Below are 20,174 nucleotides of genomic sequence, written 5' to 3' on the forward strand. Positions count from 1 at the left end.
TCCGGCCTGCTGTTTACGACGCCCGGTGCGCGAGAAAAGTTCCATGCCCCGGTCGTCGGGCGCGCAGAGCGGGAATGGCTGGGCAGGGGCATGGTGGCAACTCGCGTTGAAATACTTGTTGGTTTTCATTGTGACTCATCAGTCACAATTTGGTCGATAGAAACTTTTCGATGTCCTTGACGAATGCGGGGTTTTTGGGGTCGACCCCGCTGGCGTAGCTGCGCACGGTCTGGCCGTCGCGCGCGATCAGGTATTTGTGGAAATTCCAGCGCGGGTGGTCGCCCGTCTTTTCAGCCAGCTGGCGGTACAGCGGGTTGGTGTCGCGCCCGACCACGCTGGTCTTGCTGAACATCGGGAATTTCACGCCGAAGGTGTTCTCGCAGAAGTCGGCGATGGCCTGGTTGCTGCCCGGCTCCTGGCTGCCGAAGTCGTTGGCCGGGAAGCCCAGCACCACCAGACCCTGGGACTGGTAGCGCGCGTAGAGCGCCTCCAGGCCTTCGTATTGCTTGGTGAAACCGCAGAAGCTCGCGGTGTTCACCACCAGCACCACCTTGCCGCTGTATTGGCACAGCGACTGGGGCTTTTCGTCCTGCAGGCGGTCGAAGCGGTGCTGCAGCAGCGCGGGGCAGCTGGCGCTCGTGGGCGCGGGCGTGGTCTGGGCCGCGGCGGGCGGCACCGTGGCGAATACCAGCGCGACGGACAGGGCCAGGGCCAGGCCCAGGAATTCAAGGTTCTTCATGCGGCAACTCCAGGGGGTCAAAAAAATTCATTCCAACATGGGCCTGTCGCAAACTCAAGCGCGTCTGATCTCCACTACGCAGGTGGCGGCTGGGTGGATTCAAACCGGTGCCATCGGAACTTTCCGAGGGGGCAAGTCCCGAACGATGGGGTGGTTTGTCATTGCCGTGAAAGCCCGCCGCATAGAATGTCCGCGTTAAGAAAGACCACCATGCTCTATCCTGAACTCTTCAAACAACTCGAATCCGTGCGTTGGGACATGGACAAGGACATCCCCTGGGACAAGTTCGACGCCAGCGCGTTGACCGATGAACAGGCGCAGACCATCAAGATGAATGCCATCACCGAGTGGGCCGCGTTGCCGGCCACCGAGATGTTCCTGCGCGACAACCGCGACGATTCCGATTTCTCGGCCTTCATGTCGATCTGGTTCTTTGAAGAGCAGAAGCACTCGCTGGTGCTGATGGAGTACCTGCGCCGCTTCCGCCCCGAGCTGGTGCCCACGGAGCAGGAGCTGCACGACATCCGCTTCGAGTTCGATCCGGCCCCGCCGCTGGAGACGCTGATGCTGCACTTCTGCGGCGAGATCCGCCTGAACCACTGGTACCGCCGCGCCAGCGAGTGGCACACCGAACCCGTGATCAAGCAGATCTACAGCACGCTCAGCCAGGACGAGGCCCGCCACGGCGGCGCCTACCTGCGCTACATGAAGCGCGCGATCGGCAAGTTCGGCAACGAGGCCCGCTCGGCCTTCGCCAAGGTGGGCGTGCTGATGGCCAGCGCGCGCCGCACCGCGCAGGCGCTGCACCCGACCAACCTGCACGTGAACAAGAACCTGTTCCCCAACGACACCATCCAGAGCCGCCTGCCCAATCCCGAGTGGCTGGAGCACTGGCTGGACAAGCAGATCAACTTCGATGCGGTGTGGGAAACGCGCGTGGTCGATCGCATCCTGCACAACATGAGCCTGCTGATGGAGCAGAGCTTCAAGACCGTGCAGGAGCTCAACCGCTTCCGCAAGGCGGTCTCGGTCACCGCGGCACCGTCGGCGGCCTGAGGCCCTGCGCGCCCCGTGCCTGAAAGCCCGCTACGGCGGGCTTTTTCGTGGGCGCTTCAGCAGGGGTTCCGCCAGCCCCAGCACCACGCCCCAAAAGGCGCCGGTGACGTGCGCGGCCTGCACCACCGACAGGTGGCTGTCGGCGTCCCACACGATGGGCTGGGACCAGCCCCGTTCGAGCAGCACCTTGGTCAGCACCACCACGACCAGCAGCCCGCCCCAGAACCGCGCGCCACGGATGGGCAGGCGGCGCAGCGCGACCTGCACCGCCAGCACCAGAACGCCGGCATGCATGAGGCCGGAGAGGCCGACCGCGTAGCCCACCTGCGGCCACAGCAGCAGCGAGACCTGCGTGAGTCGGCCAGGCCAGCAGCCACGCCAGCGTGCAGCGCGCACCGGGCCGCAGCACCCAACCCGCGGCGGCCACGCCGCCCATGGCCAGCACGTTGCCCACGAGATGGGGGCGGTTCAGGTGGACCCAGGCGCTGCTCCACAGCGTCCAGGGCCGTGCCGTCCATTCGCCCGCGCGCCAGGTGAGCGCGTCGGCCACGCCGGGAGGGGACCACCACACCAGAAGGCTGAGCGCGGCATGCAGGCCGCAAAGCCACAACCAGCTGCCGTGCCACGGTGTCACGGCGGGTCGACCGTTCAAGCGGTCGACGCGACGCGGCCCAGCACGTGTTGCCACATCGCCAGCACCGCGCGAGCGGCTTCTTCGACCTGCGCCGCATCGACCTGCGTGGGCGCTTCGTCCAGCCGCGCGGTGTGCTGGATCTGGCGCAGCTCGCGGTAGGCGCGGGCCGCGGCCTCGCCCATGCCGGGCTCGAGCAGGCCCGCGCTTTCGGCGCGCCGCAGCAGGTTGATGTTGCCGGTGTTGGCGCGCAGCTCGGGGTGCGCGCGCGAGTGCAGCAGCACCAGGTACTGCACCACGAACTCCACGTCCACCATGCCACCCGGGCTGTGTTTCACGTCGAAGCGTTCGCCGCGCACCGGGTGCGCCGCGCGCACCTTGCCGCGCATGGCGACGATCTCGGCGGCCAGCGAGGCGGCGTCGCGCTCGGCCGTGATGACCGCCTCGCGCACCGCGTCGAAGCGGCCGGCGAGGGAGAGCCCCCACGCTCCGCCGCTCTGCGGCGGGCGGCCCGGCGGCGGGCTCTCGGCCACACCACCGAGCACAAAAACGCGCGCGCGTCATGGCCTGGTGTTCCCAGGTCCAGGCGGTGTTGCTGCCGCGCTGCTGCTGGTAGTTGGCGTAGGCCGTGAAGCTGGTGACCAGCAGGCCCGAGTTGCCGTTGGGCCGCAGCGCGGTGTCGATCTCGAACAGGTCGCCCTCGCCGGTCTTCACCGTGAGCCAGTTGATCATCTTGCGCACGAAGGCGGCGTAGATCTCGGGGGCGTTCTCGTGTTCGTCCTCGTAGACGAAGACGATGTCCAGGTCGCTGCCGTAGCCGAGTTCCTTGCCACCGAGCTTGCCGTAGCCAATGATGGCGAAGCTGGGCTCGTCGCGGTGGCGGCTCTTGAGGCGGGCCCAGCACCAGCGCGCGGTGGTGCGCAGCACCGAGTCGGCCAGGGCGGAGAGGTCGTCGGCCACCTGTTCGACGGTGAGCACCTTCTCCACGTCGCGCGCCAGGGTGCGGAACACCTCGGCGTGGTGCGCGCGGCGCAGCAGGTTGAGCAGGGCTTCTTCATCGTCCTCGCCGGTGGAGCGCAGTGCGGTGCGCCGCGCCTCCAGCTCGTCCTCGAACTGCGCGGCATCGAAGCGGTCGGTCAGCAGCTGCTGGCTGGCGAGTTCGTCGATCACGCCGGGGTGCTTGATCAGGTAACGCGCGGGCCACTTGGCCGCGCCCAGCAGGCGCAGCAGGCGCTCGTGCACCGAGGGCCGTTCCTGCAACAGGGCGAGGTAACTTTCGCGGCGCAGCAGCGGCTCGATCCAGTCGGCCATGCGCAGCGCGGCCTCTTCGCTCACGCGGCCTTCGTCGATCCAGGCCCCGGTGCGCTGCACCAGCCGCACCAGGCGCGCGCGGGTGTCCTCGCGCAGCGCGAGCACGCGTGGGTGTTCGAGCCATTGGCCCACGCGGGCCGCGAAGGCCGGGGGCAGCTGCTCCAGCACGCTTTGCAGGTCGTCGACCGCGCTGCGGCCGTTGGCGCCGTTCTTCTTGCTGCCGCAGCCCTTGCCGTTGCAGCCGCCGTTGGTGGGGCCGCCGAGCAGGGTGTCGAACTCCTGGGCCACCAGCTCGCGGTGCGCATCCAGCGCGTGCAGGAAGGCGCACACGTCGGGGTAACCGAGCGTGGCAGCGAGCCAGGCCAGGTCGTCGTCGCGCGTGGGCATCACGTGGGTCTGCTGGTCGTCCAGGTACTGGATGCGGTGCTCGACCCGGCGCAGGAATTCGTAGGCCTGCGCCAGCGCGGTGGCCGTGGCCGGCGGCATCAGGCCGGCCTTGCACAGGCGCTGCAGCGCATCCAGCGTGGGCCTCGTGCGCAGCTCGGGGAACTGGCCGCCGCGCACCACCTGCAGCAGCTGCACGGTGAACTCGATCTCGCGGATGCCGCCGCGCGAGAGCTTCACGTCGTTCGATCGCCCCGGGTTGCCGGCGGCGCGTTTGGACGCGTGGTCGCGGATCTGCCGGTGCAGCGTGCGCAAGGCATCGAACACGCCGTAGTCGAGGTAGCGGCGGAACACGAAGGGCAGCACGGTGCCGCGCAGCGCGCTGGCGCTGCGGTCCTGCACGCAGGCGGTGGGGGCGATCACGCGGCTCTTGAGCCAGGCGAAACGTTCCCACTCGCGGCCCTGCACCAGGAAATACTCTTCGAGCGCCCCGAGCGAGACCGCGCTGGGCCCGGAGTTGCCGTTGGGCCGCAGGGCCAGGTCGACGCGGAACACGTTGCCGTGTTCGGTGGTCTCGCCCACGGTGTTGTAGATGTGCTTGACGGCCTTGCCGAAGTACTCGTGGTTGCTGATGCGCTGGCGGCCCTGGGCGTTGCCGGCGGTCTCACCGTCCTGGTCGTAGACGTAGATCAGGTCGATGTCGCTCGACACATTGAGCTCGCGCGCGCCCAGCTTGCCCATGCCGATCACCCACAGCTGCGCGCGCTGCAGCTCGCCCTTGGGCGTGGTGAACTGCGGCGCGCCGTGCAGCTCGTCCAGATCGGCACAGGCCAGGGTGCAGGCTTCGTCGAGCGCGAGTTCGGCCAGTTCGGTGACGGCGCGCGTGACCACGGCCAGCGGCGCGCCCTGCTCGCAGTCGAGCACCACCAGGCGCTCCAGCACCAGCTGGCGCAGCACGCGCAGGGCGGCGGGCACCGGCAGGCCGCGCTCGCGCAGCACGCCCAGGCAGGCCCGCATGCTGGCGAGCACGGGTTCTCCCGGGGGAAGGCAGGGCAGTTCAGTGGCGTAGCGGCGGCGCACCCGCTGCACGAAGCGCGAGTGCTCGGCCTGGCGGTCTTGGGCCGAGAGCGGCGGACAGGGGTTCACATTTGATGACAAAACGGGCGCTTCCGCTGTGGAACCTGTGAAATGGCTGGCCGTCATAATTTGCGGTGGACATGAATCAAAGCCCGGCTCCCATCGCCCCTGCCACGCGAACCCTCAAGACACTTTCGGTGGTGGCCCGGCTTTGCTTGTGGCTCGTGTTCCTGGCCTGGGGCCTCTTCGTGCTGACCTGGGCAGCGCTGAATTGGTGGATTGTGCCCCGAATCGGCGAATGGCGCCCTGAGCTGGAACGATGGGCCAGCAGCACGGTGGGTGCTCCGGTGAAGGTGGGCGAGATCCGGGCCGACAACACCACCAGCGGCCTGGGTTTCCTGCCCGCCTTCATGCCGTCTTTCGAGCTGCGCGACGTGCAGCTGTTCGATCCCCATGGCCGCGTCGCCCTGCACCTGCCGCTGGTGCGCACCGCGGTGTCGGTGCGCTCCCTCTGGCACGGCAACTTCGAACAGGTCGTGATCGACCAGCCGGTGCTGGACGTGCGGCGCACCGCGCAGGGCCGCATCGAGGTGGCCGGGCTCGACATCGCGGGCCCGGGCCAGCAGGACGGCCGCGCCGCCGACTGGTTCTTCTCCCTGCGCGAGTTCGTCATCCAGAACGGCACCGTGCGCTGGACGGACGAGCTGCGCGCCCAACCCCCGCTGGCCCTGGGGGCCTTGAGCTTCGTGGTGCGCAACACAGCCCGCACGCACCAGTTCCGGCTCGACGCCACGCCGCCGGCCGAATGGGGTGAGGGCCTGAGCGTGCGGGGGCGCCTGCGCGAGCCCCTGATCGAGCTCGGTGGCCGCGCGCCCGGTCAATCGATCTGGCACAACTGGGGCGGCGAGCTGTACGCGGACTTCAGCCATGTGGACGTGGCGCGCCTGCGGGCCTACGCGGACCTGTCGACCTGGGGCGTTGACGTGCGCGCCGGGCAAGGCGCGCTGCGCGCCTGGGCCGACGTGGTCAACGGGGCCGTGGCGGGCGCTACGACCGATTTGGCGTTGCGCGACGTGGAAGCCCAGCTCGGCCCCGAGCTGCCGGCCCTGGCGATCGACGAACTGCAGGGCCGGCTGGCCGCGCAGTGGTCCGAAGCGGGCTTCAATGCGCCACCGACGACCTGCGCTTCCGCACCCGCGAGGGCGTGGAGTGGCCCAGCGGCCGGCTGCGCCTGCAGCACACGGCCGCCCTGGCCGGGCAGCAGGGCGCGAGCACCGAGCTCAGCGCCGAGCGGCTGGAGCTGGGCGCGCTCGCGGCCCTCGCCAGCCGCCTGCCCCTGCCGGCCGAAGCGCACCAGCGGCTGGAGCAGCTGCGGCCGGTGGGCCGGGTGGACGGCTTTTCGGCCCGCTGGCAGCGCGCGGCCGGCGCGGCGCCGCCGTCGGGCTGGGACCTGGCGAGCTACCAGGCCAAGGGGCGGGTCAGCGGCCTGTCGGTCGCGGGCGAACCCAGCGGCCGCATGTCCATCTCGGGGCGTTTCCCGCTGCCCGGTCGCCCCGGCATCTCGGGCGCCACGGTGGACTTCGACCTCAACCAGGCGGGCGGCCGGGCGCACATCAGCGTGGCGGACGGCACCGTGGAACTGCCCGATGTGTTCGAAGACCCCAGCGTGCCGGTCGATCAGCTGGAGGTCGATTTTTCCTGGCGCGTGCAGGGCGAGCGCATCGAAGCCCAGCTCGACAACGTGCGCCTGAGCAACGCCGATGCCGAGGGCACGGCCCAGGTGCGCTGGCAGACCAGCGAGGTGCCGGCCGGCTCGGCCGCCTCGCGTTTTCCGGGCGTGCTCGACCTCACCGCCACGCTCACCCGCGCCGACGCCACGCGCGTGCACCGCTACCTGCCGCTCACCGTGAATGCCGATGCGCGCCACTATGTGCGCGAGGCGGTGCGCGGCGGCAGCTCGAACCGGGTCGAGTTCCGCGTGCAGGGGCTGGTCGATCACGTGCCCTTCGAGAAACCCGGCGAGCGCGGCGAGTTCCGCATCAGCGCGCCGCTGCGCAACGTGGACTTCGACTACATCCCGGCCTACCTGCAGAAAGCGGGCGAAGCGGCCTGGCCCGCGCTGCGCGGTGTCTCGGGCGAGCTGCTGCTCGATCGCGCCTCGCTCAAGCTCAGCGCGCTCGAAGGCGGCGTGGCGAACGCGCCCGGCGTGCGCCTGAGCAAGGGACAGGTGGGCATCGAGCACCTGGGCCACGACGGTGTGTTGCAAGTGAACGCCCAGGCCCAGGGGCCGGCGAACGAGGCACTGGGCTTCGTGCAGGGCTCGCCGCTCAACGCCATGACGGGCCAGGCGCTGGCGCGGGCCCGCACCGGCGCCGGGGCAGCGCAAGTGGGGTTCGCGCTCCAGCTGCCGCTGGCCGACCCCCACGCCACCAAGGTCAGCGGCACCGTCAAGCTCGACGGCAACGACCTGCAGATCAGTCCCGATGCGCCCCTGCTCGGGCGCGCCAGCGGCAACCTGGCCTTCAGCGAAACCGGTTTCTCGGTCAAGGCGGCCCAGGCCCGGGTGTACGGCGGCGACCTGCGCTTCGAGGGCGGCATGCAGGTCGATGCCAAGGGCGCGGCCCAGGTGCAGTTCCGGGGCCAGGGCCTGGCCAGCGCCGACGGCCTGCGCGAGGCCGGGCTGGGTTTTGTCTCGCGCCTGTTCCAGCACGCCAGCGGCAGCACGGCCTACACGGCCCAGCTCGGCTTTCGCGCGGGCGTGCCCGAGCTGCAGGTGACGAGCAACCTGCAGGGCCTGGCGCTGAACCTGCCGGCGCCCTTGAACAAGGCGGCCGAGGCCAGCCTGCCGCTGCGCTACGAAAACCACGTGCTCAACGTGGCGGGTGAGAGCGCGCGCACCGACCGGCTGGCGATTCAGCTCGGCTCCTCGCTGGCGCCGGTGGCCTCGCTGCAGTACGAGCGCGAACTCGGCAGCGGCGAGCCGCGGGTGCTGCGCGGCGCCATCGCGGTCGGCGTGGAGGGCGACAACACCGCCGCGTCCCTGCCGCCCGAGGGCGTGGCCGCCCATGTGCAGCTCGCGCAGCTCGACACCGATGCCTGGGAGCGCGCGTTCAACACCACCACGGGGGTGGACGTGCGCACGGCGGCCACGGCCGGCGCCACGGTGCTGCCGCGCGTGGGCCCGGTCAGCGACCAGAACGCCAGCCTGGCCTACCTGCCCACCACGCTGGCGGTGCGCGCCGACCGCCTCACGGTGCGCGGGCGCCAATTCCACCGCGTGGTGCTGGGGGGCTCGCGCGAAGGCGCGCAGTGGCAGGCCAACATCGACGCCAACGAGCTCAACGGCTACGTGTCGGTGCGCCAGTCGGGCCCGGGCACGGCGGGCAATGTGTACGCGCGCCTCAAGCGCCTGCAGCTGGAGCCCTCGGCGGCGACCGAGGTCGAACAGCTGCTGGAGCAGCCCACCACCAGCGTGCCCTCGCTGGACATCGCGGTGGACGAGCTCACCATCGCCGGCCGCAACCTGGGGCGCGTGGAGGTCGAGGCCATCAACCGCGGCGGGCCGCTGCGCGGCAGCGAATGGCGCCTGACCCGGCTGCGCGTCGCTTCGCCCGAGGCGCGCCTGAGCGCCACCGGCAACTGGGTCGCCGCCGGGGCCGGTGCGGCCGGCCAGCGCCGCACCGCGCTCAATTTCCGGCTCGACATCGACGACTCGGGCCAGCTGCTCACCCGCTTCGGCCGCGAGGGCCTGGTGCGCGGCGGCAAGGGGCGGCTCGAGGGCAACATCGGCTGGATCGGCTCGCCGCTGGCGATCGACTACCCCAGCCTGTCGGGCCAGATCCACGCCGACATCGAGCGCGGCCAGTTCCTCAAGGTCGACCCCGGCGCCGGGCGCCTGCTGGGCGTGCTCAGCCTGCAGGCCCTGCCGCGCCGCCTGGTGCTCGACTTCCGAGATGTGTTCTCCGAAGGCTTCGCCTTCGACTTCGTGCGCGGCGACGCGCGCCTGGAGCGGGGCGTGCTGCACACCAACAACCTGCAGATGAAGGGCGTGAACGCGGCCGTGCTGATGGAAGGCAGCGCCGACATCGCGCGCGAGCAGCAGGACCTCAAGGTGGTGGTGGTGCCCGAGATCAACGCCGGCACCGCCTCGCTGATCGCCACCGCCATCAACCCGGCCATCGGCCTGGGCACCTTCCTGGCGCAATTCCTGCTGCGTCAGCCGCTGCAGTCGGCGACGACGCAGGAGTTCCGCATCACCGGCAGCTGGGCCGACCCGCAGGTGGACAAGGTCGAGCGGGCTTCACCGGCCGCCGCGGCACCGCGCGACCCCACGCCCGTGCTGCAGTAAGCTGTCAGGCTTCACCGAAAGGACACCGCATGAAAGTCGCCGCCATCCAGATGGTTTCGGGCATCAGCCTGGACGTCAACCTCAGCGAAGCCCTGCGCCTGCTGCGCCAGGCCGCCGCGGGTGGGGCCGAGCTCGCGGTGCTGCCCGAGTACTTCTGCTTCATGGGCGCCAGGGACGAGGACAAGCTGGTGCTGGCCGAAACGCCCGGCCTGGGCAAGGTGCAGGACTTCCTCTCCGACGCCGCGCGCGACCTCAAGATGTGGATCGTCGGCGGCACGTTGCCCATGCGCAACCGACGACCCCAGCCACGCGGCCAACGCCTCGGTGGTCTACGACCCGCGCGGCGAGAGCACCAGCCGCTACGACAAGATCCACCTGTTCCGCTACGACAACGGCACCGAGCACTACGACGAGGCCACGGTGCTGGTCGCGGGCGACACGCCCACCGTGTTCGAGTGCCGCGACCACGCAGGCCAGGACTGGCGCGTGGGCCAGAGCGTCTGCTACGACCTGCGCTTTGGCGAGCTCTACCGCATGCTCGCCGCCGACATCCTGCTCGTGCCGGCGGCCTTCACCTACACCACCGGCCGCTCGCACTGGGAGGTGCTGCTGCGCGCCCGCGCGATCGAGAACCAGGCCTTCGTGATCGCCAGCGCCCAGGGCGGCGTGCACGAGAACGGCCGCCGCACCTGGGGCCACAGCATGGTGATCGACCCCTGGGGCGAGGTGATGGCGCTGCAGGCCGAAGGCCCCGGCGTGGTGCTGGCCGACCTGGACATCGAGCGCCTGCGCAGCGTGCGCGAACAACTGCCTTCGCTGCAGCACCGCCGCCTCTGACCCTGTCGACCATGGAGCGCCCGCACTTCATCCGCGCGTGGCGCGAAAGCCTTCGCTCGCTCCGCTGGCGCCTGTGGGCGGCGCTGCTGCTGCTGGTGGTGACGCTGCTGGGGGTGCTGATCTTCCTGGCCGCGGAGTACGAAGAGTCGCGCGACCAGACCGCGCTGGAGCAGGACGCGGCCTCGCTCGTGAGCGACATCCGCAGCAGCCTGGTGCGCAACGTGCAGACCCTGCAGTCGCTGCACAGCGTGGCGCCCACGGCCGATTCCTGGGCCTTCCCGGCGGCCGAGCTGATGGCGCAGCACCGGGAAATCGTTCGGCTCGAATGGCGCGACAACGCGCAACAGGTGACCGCCGCGCGCGACACGCCCTTCATCCCCGAGCTGTTCGGTTACCTGGACCGCGACCAGGCCCTGCCCGAAGTGCGCCTGGCCTGCGACCACGCGCGGCGGCTGTCCGGGCCGGCCTACTCGAGCAGCTACTTCTGGCCGCTGCGCCACGGCAAGGGCCTGGAACTGATCGAGATGTGCCTGCCGGTGGCGCGCGCCGGCCTGCCCAATGGGTTCCTGGTGCGCACCTATTCGCTGCCCGGCCTGCTCTCGGAGCTGACCAACCGCGACCTGCTGCGCGGCCGGGGGCTGGCCTTCAACGAGGCCGACGGCACGCGCCTGGCCCTGCACAGCATCGTCACCGGCACGCGCCGCACCCTCACCGCGCGCCAGGTGCTCGACCTGCCGGGCCACACGCTGATCCTGCAGTTGCAGAGCCCGCGCCTGTTGCGCGGCCTGTTCCCCAACGTGCTCACCGCCATGGTCAGCGCGCTGTCGCTGGCGTTGCTGTCGGTGCTGTTCCTGCTCGGGCGCGACATCCGCCGCCGCCAGCGCGCCGAGATGGAGGTCGCCAAATCCCTGGCGTTCCGCAAGGCGATGGAAGACTCGCTGGTGACCGGCCTGCGCGCGCGCGACATGCAGGGCCGCATCACCTACGTGAACCCGGCCTTCTGCGACATGGTGGGCCTCACGGCCGAACAGCTCGTCGGCACCGGCCTGCCGGCGCCCTGGTGCGCACCCGAGCTGGTGGACGAGTACCAGCAGCGCCAGATGGTGCGGCTGGCCGGGCAGGTGCTGCCGCGCGAGGGCTACGAGTCGGTGTTCCAGCGGCCCGACGGCACGCGCTTCCCGGTGCTCATCATCGAGGCGCCGCTGATCGATGCGCAGGGCAAGCAGACCGGTTTCATGAGCGCCATCCTGGACCTGACCGAGCAGCGCCGCGTGGAAGACCTCAACCGCGCCTCGCAGGAGCGCCTGCAGGCCACCGCGCGCCTGGCGCACCATGGGCGAGATGGCCTCGCTGCTGAGCCATGAGCTCAACCAGCCGCTGGCCGCGATCTCGAGCTACGCCAGCGGCACGCTCAACCTGCTGGAGCAGCCCGAGGGCTCGGGCGCGGCGGTGGCCGACCCGGTGCAGGCCGACCTGATGCAGGCCGTGCGGCGCATCGGCGAGCAGGCCGAGCGCGCGGCGCGCGTCATCAAGAGCGTGGCCGACTTCGTGCGGCGGCGCCAACAGGTGCGCGAGGCGGTCACGCCCAAGAGCCTGATCGACGCCATCCTTCCGCTGCTGAGCCTGCAGGCCAAGAAGCAGGGCATCCGCCTGCAGATCCAGGTCGCGCCCGAGTGCCCCTCGGTGCTGTGCGACCGCACCATGGTCGAACAGGTGCTGCTCAACCTCGCGCGCAACGGCATGCAGGCCATGCCGCTGACCGATCCGTCCTCGCGCATGAGCCTGCGCGTGCTGCGCCTGGAGGTGGGGCAGGCGCGCCTGCATTCGGGCCTCGCGCCGGGCGGCCTGCCGCAGAAGACCTGGGTCGCCTTCGCCGTCACCGACCATGGCCTGGGGCTGAGCGAGGAGGTGCAGGCCAAGCTGTTCACGCCCTTCTTCACCACCCGCGCCGAAGGCATGGGCCTGGGGCTGAGCCTGTGCCGCACCGTGATCGAGCAGCACGGCGGCGCGCTCACCCACGAGCCCAACGAGCCGCGCGGCACCGTGTTCCGCTTCACCCTGCCCGCGGCGCCGGTGCAGGTCGCTCCTCTATCATCGGGCGCATGACGCAGCATCCCGACGCGAAGATCTACCTCGTCGACGACGACGCCGAGGTGCGCCAGGCGCTGGCCTGGCTGCTGCGCACGCGCCGCCTGCTCAGCGAAGGCTACGACCATGCCGAGGCCTTCCAGGCCGAGGCCGCCGTGTGGACCCAGGCGCCCGAGGCGCCGTGCTGCGTGGTGCTCGACGTGCGCATGCCGGGCATGAGCGGGCTCACGCTGTTCGAGCGCATGCAGCAGCTGCCCTGGAAGGCTGCGGTGCCGGTGATCTTTCTCTCGGGCCACGCCGACGTGCCCACCGCGGTCGACGCCGTCAAGCGCGGCGCCTTCGACTTCTGCGAGAAACCGTTTTCGGACAACGCGCTGGTCGACCGCGTCGAGCAGGCGCTGGACCGCTCGGCGCAGGTGCTGGCCCAGCAGCGCATCCAGCGCGAGCTGCAGCAGCGCCTGGACAGCCTGACCGATCGCGAGCGCGACGTGATGGACCTGGTGATCGCCGGCCTGCCCAACAAGCTGGTGGCCGACCAGCTCAACATCAGCGTGCGCACGGTGGAGGTGCACCGCTCGCGCGTGTTCGACAAGATGGGCGTGAAGTCCGCGGTCGAACTGGCGAACGTGCTGCGCCCGCCGTGAGCGGCGGCGTTCGCCTCAGTCGCGCCGGGATGGCGGGGCTTCGTCCTTCTCGCGTGGCGCCGCTTCCTCGGGCAACTCGCCTTTCTTGCGACCCGAAAACATGGTCCACCACACGATGAACACCAGCAACACCAGCGCGCCAAGCGCTTCAAGCAACAACAGGGTCATGGGAAGGAATGGCGTTTCTGCGAGGGGTGGAAAGAACGGCAGCGGCCAGAGGGCGCTGCGCTGGATCGGGAGCGCCCTGATTGTAGGAAGCCTGGCGTCCTGCGCGATCGACCCCCGCACCTATCCCCCCATGCCGCCTCCGGTCACCGGGGTGCCCCCGGTGGTGGCGGCGCCCGACGACACGGTGCTGCCCGCCCCGATGCAGCGCGGCAAGAGCCGCTGGGTGCCGGTGCGCTGGAGCGAGCTGCCCGGCTGGGGGCAGGACAGCCTGCACGAGGTGTGGAACGCCTGGGTGCGCGGCTGCGAGCGGCCGGTGGCGGGCCATGCGGGCCTGTGCGCCGAAGTGCGCCAGCTCTCCATCGCCACCGCCGCCGAGCAGCAGGCCTGGGTGATGCGCCGCTTCCTGCCCTACCGCGTCACCGAGGTCGATGGCAGCCTGCCGGCCGGCCTGCTCACCGGTTACTACGAGCCCATCATGGCCGCCAGCCGCGTGCCCACCGCCACCTACCGCGTGCCGCTCTATGGCCCGCCGCCGGGGCTGCGGCCCGGCCAGCCCTGGCACAGCCGCCAGGAGATCGACACGCTGCCCGCCGCGCAGGCCGCGCTGCAGGGGCGCGCCGTGGCCTGGCTGGCCGACCCCATCGACGCGCTGATCCTGCAGATCCAGGGCTCGGGCCGCCTGAACATCGCCGAGGCCGACGGGCGCACGCGCCAGGTGCGGGTGGCCTTCGCGGCGCACAACGGCCATCCGTACCAGAGCGTGGGCCGCTGGCTGCTCGACCAGCGCGCCATCAACGAGGCCTCGTGGTCGGCCATCAAGGCCTGGGCCCTGCAGAACCCGCAGCGCCTCAACGAGATGCTGTGGAGCAACCCGCGCACCGTGTTCTTCCGCGAAGAGGCGCTGTCGGAGCTGGACGCGCGCTTCGGCCCGCGCGGTGCGCAGAACGTGCCGCTCACGCCCGGGCGCTCGATCGCGGTCGATCCGCAGAGCATTCCCTATGGCACGCCGGTATGGCTGCGCACCCAGGGCCCGACGATGAACGCGCAGCGCCTGGTGATGGCGCAGGACACGGGCGGCGCCATCGTGGGCGCGGTGCGCGCCGACCTGTTCATGGGCTGGGGCGGCTGGAGCGACGAGGCCTATCTCACGGCCGCCGCGCTCAAGCAGCCGCTGCAGCTGTGGGCCTTGTGGCCGCGCTGACGCAGTGACAGCAGGTCGTTGGCCAGGTTGATCCGCGTGGCCGCGCCGGCGGGCCAGCGTTCGCCCGCGGCTTCGAAGTCCGGGTGCGTCAGGCGGATCATCAGCCGGTAGTGCTCGCGCAGTTGCGCCGGCTCGAAGTCCGGCGTCAGGCCCAGCAGGGTGTAGGGGTCCGAGCCCGGGCGCAGCATCACCGTGCGCACGAAGAAGCGCGCCGCGCGGCGCAGCTCGGGGTTGTGGGCGGCGGCCGCCGGCAGGCCCTCCACCGGGCGCCCGGCGGCCAGGCGCATCACGCTGTCGATGTGCGCGAACAGCGGGCGCGGTTCGCGCAGCGCCACGGGGTAGCGGCCGGGCGCGCGCTCGAAGGCCAGCAGGGCCGGCAGCAGGCGTCTCCCGTCGGGCGGGGTCATGTCAGGCGGCGGATGGGTCCAGCGTGGGCTCGATGCGGGTGCCCGGCGGCAACGCGACGGGGGCCGGGCTGCGCACCGGTGCCGGCTTGGGCGCGGGCGGGGCGCCGTGGCCGTAGTAGGCCGCGTAGGCGTGGTCGTTGCTGTACTCGTTGCGGGCGTGCGTGAGCACCACGCCCATGGGGGCGAGGCCGGCGGTGCGCAGGCGGCGCAGCGCGTCCTTCATGCTGTCCTTGCGCGTGCCGCCGGCCTTCACCGCCAGCACGATGTTGGGGATCTGGTTGCCCAGCACGATCGCGTCCGCCAGGCCCAGCAGCGGCGGCCCGTCGATCACGACCTGCGTGTAGCCCAGGGCCTGCGCCTGCTCCAGCAGGGCGCCCAGCCGGGGCCCCATCAGCAGCTCCACCGGGTCGGGCGGCGTGGGGCCCGCAGTGATGACCCCCAGGTTCGCCACCGCCGTCTCCTGGATCACGCCCTGGATCGCGCGGTCGGCCTCCAGCAGGCTGGACAGGCCGCGCTCGTTGGACAGCTTGAGCATCTTGTGCAGCCCGCCCTTGCGCATGTCGGCATCGATCAGCAGGACCCTCTGGCCGAGTTGGGCGAAGTTGATGGCCAGCGCGAGCGCGGTGGTGCTCTTGCCCTCGCCGTTGCCACAGCTGGTCACCATGAAGCGCTGGGGCGGGCCGTCGGGCGAACCGAACTGCAGCACGGTGCGCACCGAGCGGTAGGACTCGGCGAAGGTGCTGCGCGGCTCGCGGTGCGCCAGCAGGGCCACCGGTTCGCGGCGCACCCGGGGGCCCCGGGTGAACGGGATCAGGCCCAGCAGGGGCAGCTGGTAAGAGCCCTCGATGTCGTTGGCGCTCTTGACCGAGTCGTCCATCTGCTCGCGCAGCAGGGCGGCCAGCATGCCCAGGAACAGGCCCAGCACCAGGCCCAGCCCGATGTTGATCTTCAGGTTGGGCGAGGCCGGGAAGCGCGGCACCGCCGCCTGATCGACGATGCTCACGTTGTTGGTGGTGATGCCCGCGGTCACGCTCACCTCGCGCAGGCGCTGCAGCAGGCTGTCGTACACCTGCCGGTTGGTGTCCAGCTCGCGGCTGAGCAGGTTCATGTCCACGCTGCGGTCCTGCACGGTGAGCACCTCGCTGCGGCTGGCGGCCACCTTGTTCTTGAGCTGCTCTTCGGCCTTCACGGCGGCCATGTACTGGCCCTGGATGCTGGAGAGGATGTTGTTCACCTCGGTCTTGATGCGGCCATCGAGCTCGGCGATCTGGGCGCGCGCCTGCACCATGGCGGGGTAGTCCGGCTTGAACACGCTGCGGTTCTTGGCGTAGTCGGCCTCGAGCCGGGCGCGCTGCTCCTTGTAGGCGCGGATGGCCTCGTTGACCACCGCCTGGGGCGCGCTCTCGGGGTTGAGCCGGACCTGGTTGTACAGCGTCTCGGCCTTGATGCGCTCCTGCTGCGCCTGGGTCAGCGCGGTGGAGAAGTCCACGAAGGTCTGGGTGGTGGCGCTGCCCTTGTCGCCCAGGTTCAGGATCTGGTTCTTCTTGGCGTACTCGTTGATGACGCGCTCGCTTGCTTCCAGCTTGGCCTTGCTCTGGCGGATCTGCTCCTCCAGGAACTGGCGCGCGTAGATCGACGAGTCCAGCCGGCGCTCGATGTGCATGGCAATGAAGGCTTTGGCGATGGTGTTGGCGATGGCGGCGGCCAGATCCGGGTCGGCGTTGCGCACGCTGACCTGCACCAGGCGCGAGTTGCGCACCGGCTCCACGGTGACCGCCTGCTGGAACTGCGCCAACGTGCCCGCCCGGCTGAACGACTCGGGGCTGGACGGCACCGGGGCGATCAGCGCGTGCAGCTGGCTCCACGCTTGGCGGGCCAGGGCCGCGGCCTGGTCCAGCAGCCCGGTGCCGCTCACCACCCCGGCGGCTTCGGCGACGTCCGGTGAGGGCGGTGAACTCATGGCGCCCGGCTTGTGCAGGCCCATTTCATCGATCACGCGCTCGGCCAGGCTGCGGCTCTTGAGCAGCTCCACCTGGGTGCGCAGCTGCAGCTGATCGGACAGCGGGCCCTCCTCCACCTCGACCTCGGTGTTGAAGCCCACCACCTTCTGCGCCGCGCGGTCGATCTGCAGCATGGCCGAGCTCTCGTACTGCGGCGTGAGGCTCAGCGTGTACACGCCGGCGGCCAGGGTGCCCAGGACGGCGATGCCCAGGATGGTCCCTTTGCGCCGCACCAGCGCGCGGTAGAGGGTCCGCAGGTCGATGCGGTCCTCGGTCAGCGCGATGGCTTCGCCGCGGGAGCGCGCCCGCTCGGACGGCGCGGCCTCGCGGTGCGGGCCCAGCGCGTCCCTCGGGTCGGGCACGAAGGGCAGGGGGTGTTGGTCGGCTGCGCATGGCGGATCTCCCGTCACTTGAAAGGGTTGAGCGTGCTCAGGATGTCGCTGAAGAGCGAATCCCTCAGCGCGGTGCGCCGGGCGTTGCGCTGGACCACGATCACGTCGTCCGAGCGGATGTTCGGGTCCTTCTCCTGGCCCGCGCGCACCTTGTCGAGGTCGTAGGTGAACTGTTCGCGCGCGCCGCTGCTGCCGTGGCGGTAGACGACGATCTGGTTGATGTCGGCGTAGGGCGCGAAGCCGCCCGACAAGGCCAGGGCGCGCAGCAAGGTGAGCTGGCCCGTCACCGGGTAGATGCCCGGCCGGATCACCGCGCCTTCGATGGCGACGCGCTGCGTGGTGAACTCCTTGATGAAGAGCGAGACCTGCGGGTCCTGCAGGTACTTCTCCTGGTAGCGCTGGGCGATCAGCCGCTCCGCGGCCTGCGCCGTGAGCCCGGCCACCGGCACCTGGCGCAATGAGCGGCAGCGAAACCTCGCCCGAGGCGTTCACGCGCACATCGCGCTTCATGTCGGGCACGCCGAACACGTCGAAGGCCATCAGGTCGTTGGGCGAGATGCGGTAGTTCGCGTCCACGCCCTCGGCGGGTGAGGGCGTGGGCCCGAGGGTGGCCCCGTTGGGGTCCAGCGGCGCGCTGGCCGGCACGGCCTGCGCCTTCGCGGCGTCCGCCGCCACGGGCGTCTGGGTCTGGGCCTGCAGCGGCCCGGCCGCGGCCAGGATCAGCATCCCGGTGGCCCAGAACACCCAGGGCCGGAGGGTCATGAAGAGCTGGTGGCGCATAGCGTTTCCCCTTTCTGGCCCAAGGCCAGCAATTGCATTTCGAAGCGGCGCAGGACCACGTCCTGGCTCAACTCGGCCTCCGCGTAGCGGCGGCCGTTGGCGCCCCATTCGGCGCGGCGCACCGGGTCGGCCGCGAGTGCGCGCAGCGCGTCGGCCAGGGCGGCCGGGTTCTCGGGCGGTACCACGAGGCCGCAGGCGGCGTCCTGCACCACCACCCGGCACAGCTCGGTGCCGGGCAACGCGGTGGCGAGCACGGCGCGGCCGCTGGCCAGCATGCCGGTGAGCTTGGACGGCATCACCAGGTCCGCGGCATCGGCGCGCTGGGGCAGCAGGTGCACGTCGGCCAGGCCCAGCCAGTCGTTCAGGCGGTCCAGCGGTTGCAGGTCCAGGAAGCGCACGTTGGGCAGGCCCGCGCAGCGCGCCTGCAGATCGGCCCGGCCGGAGCCGTTGCCCCCCAGCACCAGCTGGATGCGCGGCTCGTCCTGCAGCAGGCGGGCCACCTCGGCCAGGGTCTCCAGGCCTTGCTTGTTGCCCATGTTGCCGGAGTAGAGGGCCACCACGGCGTCGGGCGCCAGGCCCAGCTCGGCGCGGTAGGCGCTGGGCGCGGCCAGCGGCGTGATGCCGCTGATGTCGACCCAGTTCGGGAAGTGCAGCACCCGCTCGGCCGCCACGCCCTTGCGCCGCGCGCGGTCCACCATGCGGCCCGAGATGGTGGAGACGCGGTCGAAGCGGCGCATCAGCCAGCGCTCGGCGCGCTCGACCCAGCGGCGCAGCGTGGGGCCCTGGATCAGACCCAGGTCGAACGCGGCGTCCACCTCGTAGTCCTGGATGTGCAGCCAGCTGCTGGCGCCGCGCAGGGACGCGAAGGCCACCGCGGCGGGTGCGCACATCAGGGGCGGCTCCACCACCCACACCACGTCGGGTTTCCAGCGCCACTGCGCGCACAGCACCGGCAGGCTGCTCAGGGCGAAGCTGCCCAGGTGCAGCAGGCGCTTGAGGCCGCCGGGCTGGTGCGGCACCCACAGCGGCGCGCGCATCACCCGAACACCCTGCCACGACTCGGTGCGGTAGCGCCGGGCGCTGTGGCCCTCGCCCACCTTCCAGGCCGGGTAGTAGGGCGGCGCGGTGATCACACGCACCTCGTGCCCCGCGGCGGCCAGCCACTGCGCCATCTCGCCGGTGTACTTGCCGATGCCGGTGAGTTCGGGCGCGAAGTTGATGCCGTAGATGAGCAGCTTCACGGCCGGCCTTTCGCTTTCGATGCCACCGCGCCACCCACGAAGGCGCGCACGCCCATGAACTTCATCTGGTAGTGGCTGACGTTCTTGTGGCTTTGCGCGGAGACGATCAGGTAGAAGTTCTGCCGCCGGGCGATCTCGGGCACGTAGGGTGGGCCCGCTTCCAGCACCTGCCGGCCGTTGAGCCACCAGCGCACGGTGAGGGTGTCGGGGGAATAGGAGACGCCGAAGACGTTGGGCTGGGTGCGGTCCAGCGGTTCCTTCGACGTCGGGTTGGGGTTCTGGATCTTCTTGTAGTTGGGGTAGATGCCGGTCCAGGAAATCGCGGTGTGGTGGCCGCCGGGTCCGAAGCCGCCTTCGTCGATGTCCAGCTCGAACCAGCGCTCGAAACTTTTCGGATCGCCTTCGTACACGTCCTCCATGCGCAGGTTGTGCTCGATCGGCATCAGCCAGATGGCCGGGAAGTTGTCACGGTGGTTGGACGAGATCGCGACCTGCGCCTCGATGTAGAACGGCCGGTCGCCGCGCAGCAGGGGGAACTGGCCGGGGTGCGAGCTCATCTTCGCGGTCGGCGATCACGCCGCCGCGCTGCAGCACCACGCCATCGTCGGCCTGCTCGTAGAGGCTGCGGTCTTTCGGCGGCGTGAAGTACAGGCCGTTGTAGTACTTGCGCCCGTCGGCCCGGCCCGTGAAGTCCACGTCGTCGACCCGGGGGCAATCGCGGAACAGCGGTTGCAGCGCGCCCACCTGCGTGGCGCCCTCCGGCGTCGAGGCGTCCTGGCAGATCAGCGCGTCGTTGGCGTGCGCCCAGGCGGGCCACGCCAGGCACAGGGCGGTGATGAACTGGGACGGGGTGGGGGTGTGCATGCCGGT

The 20,174-nt window shown here is 70.7% G+C and carries 14 protein-coding genes and 3 pseudogenes; 6 read left to right on the top strand and 11 right to left on the bottom strand.

Features of this window, described 5'->3' with window-relative positions; genetic code table 11:
* Positions 1 to 142: 142 nt before the first annotated feature.
* Entirely contained in the window at positions 143 to 739 is a 597-nt protein-coding gene (locus tag ACFJGX_RS06100; protein WP_382322300.1) for a glutathione peroxidase, read from the bottom strand.
* Between the two features lie 210 nt (positions 740 to 949).
* Here ACFJGX_RS06100 and ACFJGX_RS06105 point away from each other — a divergent pair, with 210 nt between their 5' ends.
* On the top strand, positions 950 to 1,795 hold the full coding sequence (locus ACFJGX_RS06105; protein ID WP_291111587.1) for a ferritin-like domain-containing protein: 846 nt from the start codon (positions 950 to 952) through the stop codon (positions 1,793 to 1,795).
* Positions 1,796 to 1,825: 30 nt separating this feature from the next.
* On the opposite strand, the gene ACFJGX_RS06110 is transcribed toward ACFJGX_RS06105, so the two are convergent.
* From ACFJGX_RS06110 to ACFJGX_RS06120, 3 genes and pseudogenes are all read right to left on the bottom strand, one after another.
* Positions 1,826 to 2,191 (bottom strand): hypothetical protein, encoded by a 366-nt coding sequence (locus tag ACFJGX_RS06110; protein WP_382328014.1) that lies wholly within the window; start codon positions 2,189 to 2,191, stop codon positions 1,826 to 1,828.
* A 252-nt stretch (positions 2,192 to 2,443) separates the two neighbouring features.
* Positions 2,444 to 5,324 (bottom strand): annotated as a pseudogene (gene glnE, locus ACFJGX_RS06115) (bifunctional [glutamate--ammonia ligase]-adenylyl-L-tyrosine phosphorylase/[glutamate--ammonia-ligase] adenylyltransferase).
* On the bottom strand, positions 5,321 to 6,127 hold the full coding sequence (locus ACFJGX_RS06120; protein WP_382322297.1) for a hypothetical protein: 807 nt from the start codon (positions 6,125 to 6,127) through the stop codon (positions 5,321 to 5,323). Before ACFJGX_RS06120 ends, glnE begins: the two are co-directional and overlap by 4 nt.
* Before the next feature lie 275 nt (positions 6,128 to 6,402).
* On the opposite strand from ACFJGX_RS06120, the gene ACFJGX_RS06125 reads away from it, so the two are divergent.
* The 4 genes and pseudogenes from ACFJGX_RS06125 (at position 6,403) to ACFJGX_RS06140 (ending at position 13,115) form a co-directional block, all read left to right on the top strand.
* Positions 6,403 to 9,546, top strand: coding sequence for a YhdP family protein (locus ACFJGX_RS06125; RefSeq protein ID WP_382322296.1), 3,144 nt, complete (start codon positions 6,403 to 6,405; stop codon positions 9,544 to 9,546).
* 29 nt (positions 9,547 to 9,575) lie between these two features.
* Positions 9,576 to 10,383 (top strand): annotated as a pseudogene (locus ACFJGX_RS06130) (carbon-nitrogen hydrolase family protein).
* 11 nt (positions 10,384 to 10,394) lie between these two features.
* Positions 10,395 to 12,489 (top strand): annotated as a pseudogene (locus ACFJGX_RS06135) (nitrogen regulation protein NR(II)).
* Complete coding sequence (locus tag ACFJGX_RS06140) at positions 12,486 to 13,115, top strand: response regulator transcription factor (protein ID WP_382152994.1); 630 nt, start codon at positions 12,486 to 12,488, stop codon at positions 13,113 to 13,115. The pseudogene ACFJGX_RS06135 and the gene ACFJGX_RS06140 overlap by 4 nt, the downstream one beginning before the upstream one ends.
* 15 nt (positions 13,116 to 13,130) lie before the next feature.
* On the opposite strand, the gene ACFJGX_RS06145 is transcribed toward ACFJGX_RS06140, so the two are convergent.
* The gene (locus ACFJGX_RS06145) at positions 13,131 to 13,283 is read right to left on the bottom strand and encodes a hypothetical protein (RefSeq protein ID WP_382152996.1); all 153 of its coding nucleotides are present in this window, start codon (positions 13,281 to 13,283) and stop codon (positions 13,131 to 13,133) included.
* On the opposite strand from ACFJGX_RS06145, the gene ACFJGX_RS06150 reads away from it, so the two are divergent.
* Positions 13,216 to 14,484 carry a murein transglycosylase A gene (locus tag ACFJGX_RS06150; protein ID WP_382322294.1) on the top strand — a complete coding sequence of 423 codons (1,269 nt, stop codon included), beginning with the start codon at positions 13,216 to 13,218 and terminating at the stop codon, positions 14,482 to 14,484. The genes ACFJGX_RS06145 and ACFJGX_RS06150 overlap by 68 nt on opposite strands.
* Here the strand turns inward: ACFJGX_RS06150 and ACFJGX_RS06155 are convergent.
* From ACFJGX_RS06155 to ACFJGX_RS06180, 6 genes are all read right to left on the bottom strand, one after another.
* Positions 14,424 to 14,891 (bottom strand): DnaJ family molecular chaperone, encoded by a 468-nt coding sequence (locus ACFJGX_RS06155; protein ID WP_382153001.1) that lies wholly within the window; start codon positions 14,889 to 14,891, stop codon positions 14,424 to 14,426. The two genes, ACFJGX_RS06150 and ACFJGX_RS06155, sit on opposite strands and share 61 nt — an antisense overlap.
* Position 14,892: 1 nt before the next feature.
* Positions 14,893 to 17,253, bottom strand: a complete 2,361-nt coding sequence (locus ACFJGX_RS06160; RefSeq protein ID WP_382322293.1) for a GumC family protein — start codon at positions 17,251 to 17,253, stop codon at positions 14,893 to 14,895.
* 44 nt (positions 17,254 to 17,297) lie between these two features.
* A complete protein-coding gene (locus tag ACFJGX_RS06165; RefSeq protein ID WP_382328616.1) occupies positions 17,298 to 17,732 on the bottom strand; it encodes a polysaccharide biosynthesis/export family protein in 435 nt (144 codons plus the stop codon).
* A 309-nt stretch (positions 17,733 to 18,041) separates the two neighbouring features.
* The gene (locus tag ACFJGX_RS06170) at positions 18,042 to 19,304 is read right to left on the bottom strand and encodes a glycosyltransferase WbuB (RefSeq protein WP_382322291.1); all 1,263 of its coding nucleotides are present in this window, start codon (positions 19,302 to 19,304) and stop codon (positions 18,042 to 18,044) included.
* Positions 19,301 to 19,861, bottom strand: a complete 561-nt coding sequence (locus ACFJGX_RS06175) for a hypothetical protein (protein WP_382322290.1) — start codon at positions 19,859 to 19,861, stop codon at positions 19,301 to 19,303. Before ACFJGX_RS06175 ends, ACFJGX_RS06170 begins: the two co-directional genes overlap by 4 nt.
* Positions 19,770 to 20,168, bottom strand: coding sequence for a hypothetical protein (locus ACFJGX_RS06180; RefSeq protein ID WP_382328016.1), 399 nt, complete (start codon positions 20,166 to 20,168; stop codon positions 19,770 to 19,772). Before ACFJGX_RS06180 ends, ACFJGX_RS06175 begins: the two co-directional genes overlap by 92 nt.
* Between the last annotated feature and the right edge of the window lie 6 nt (positions 20,169 to 20,174).

This window comes from Hydrogenophaga sp. UC242_50 (genome assembly GCF_042697355.1).
Lineage (GTDB): Bacteria > Pseudomonadota > Gammaproteobacteria > Burkholderiales > Burkholderiaceae_C > Hydrogenophaga.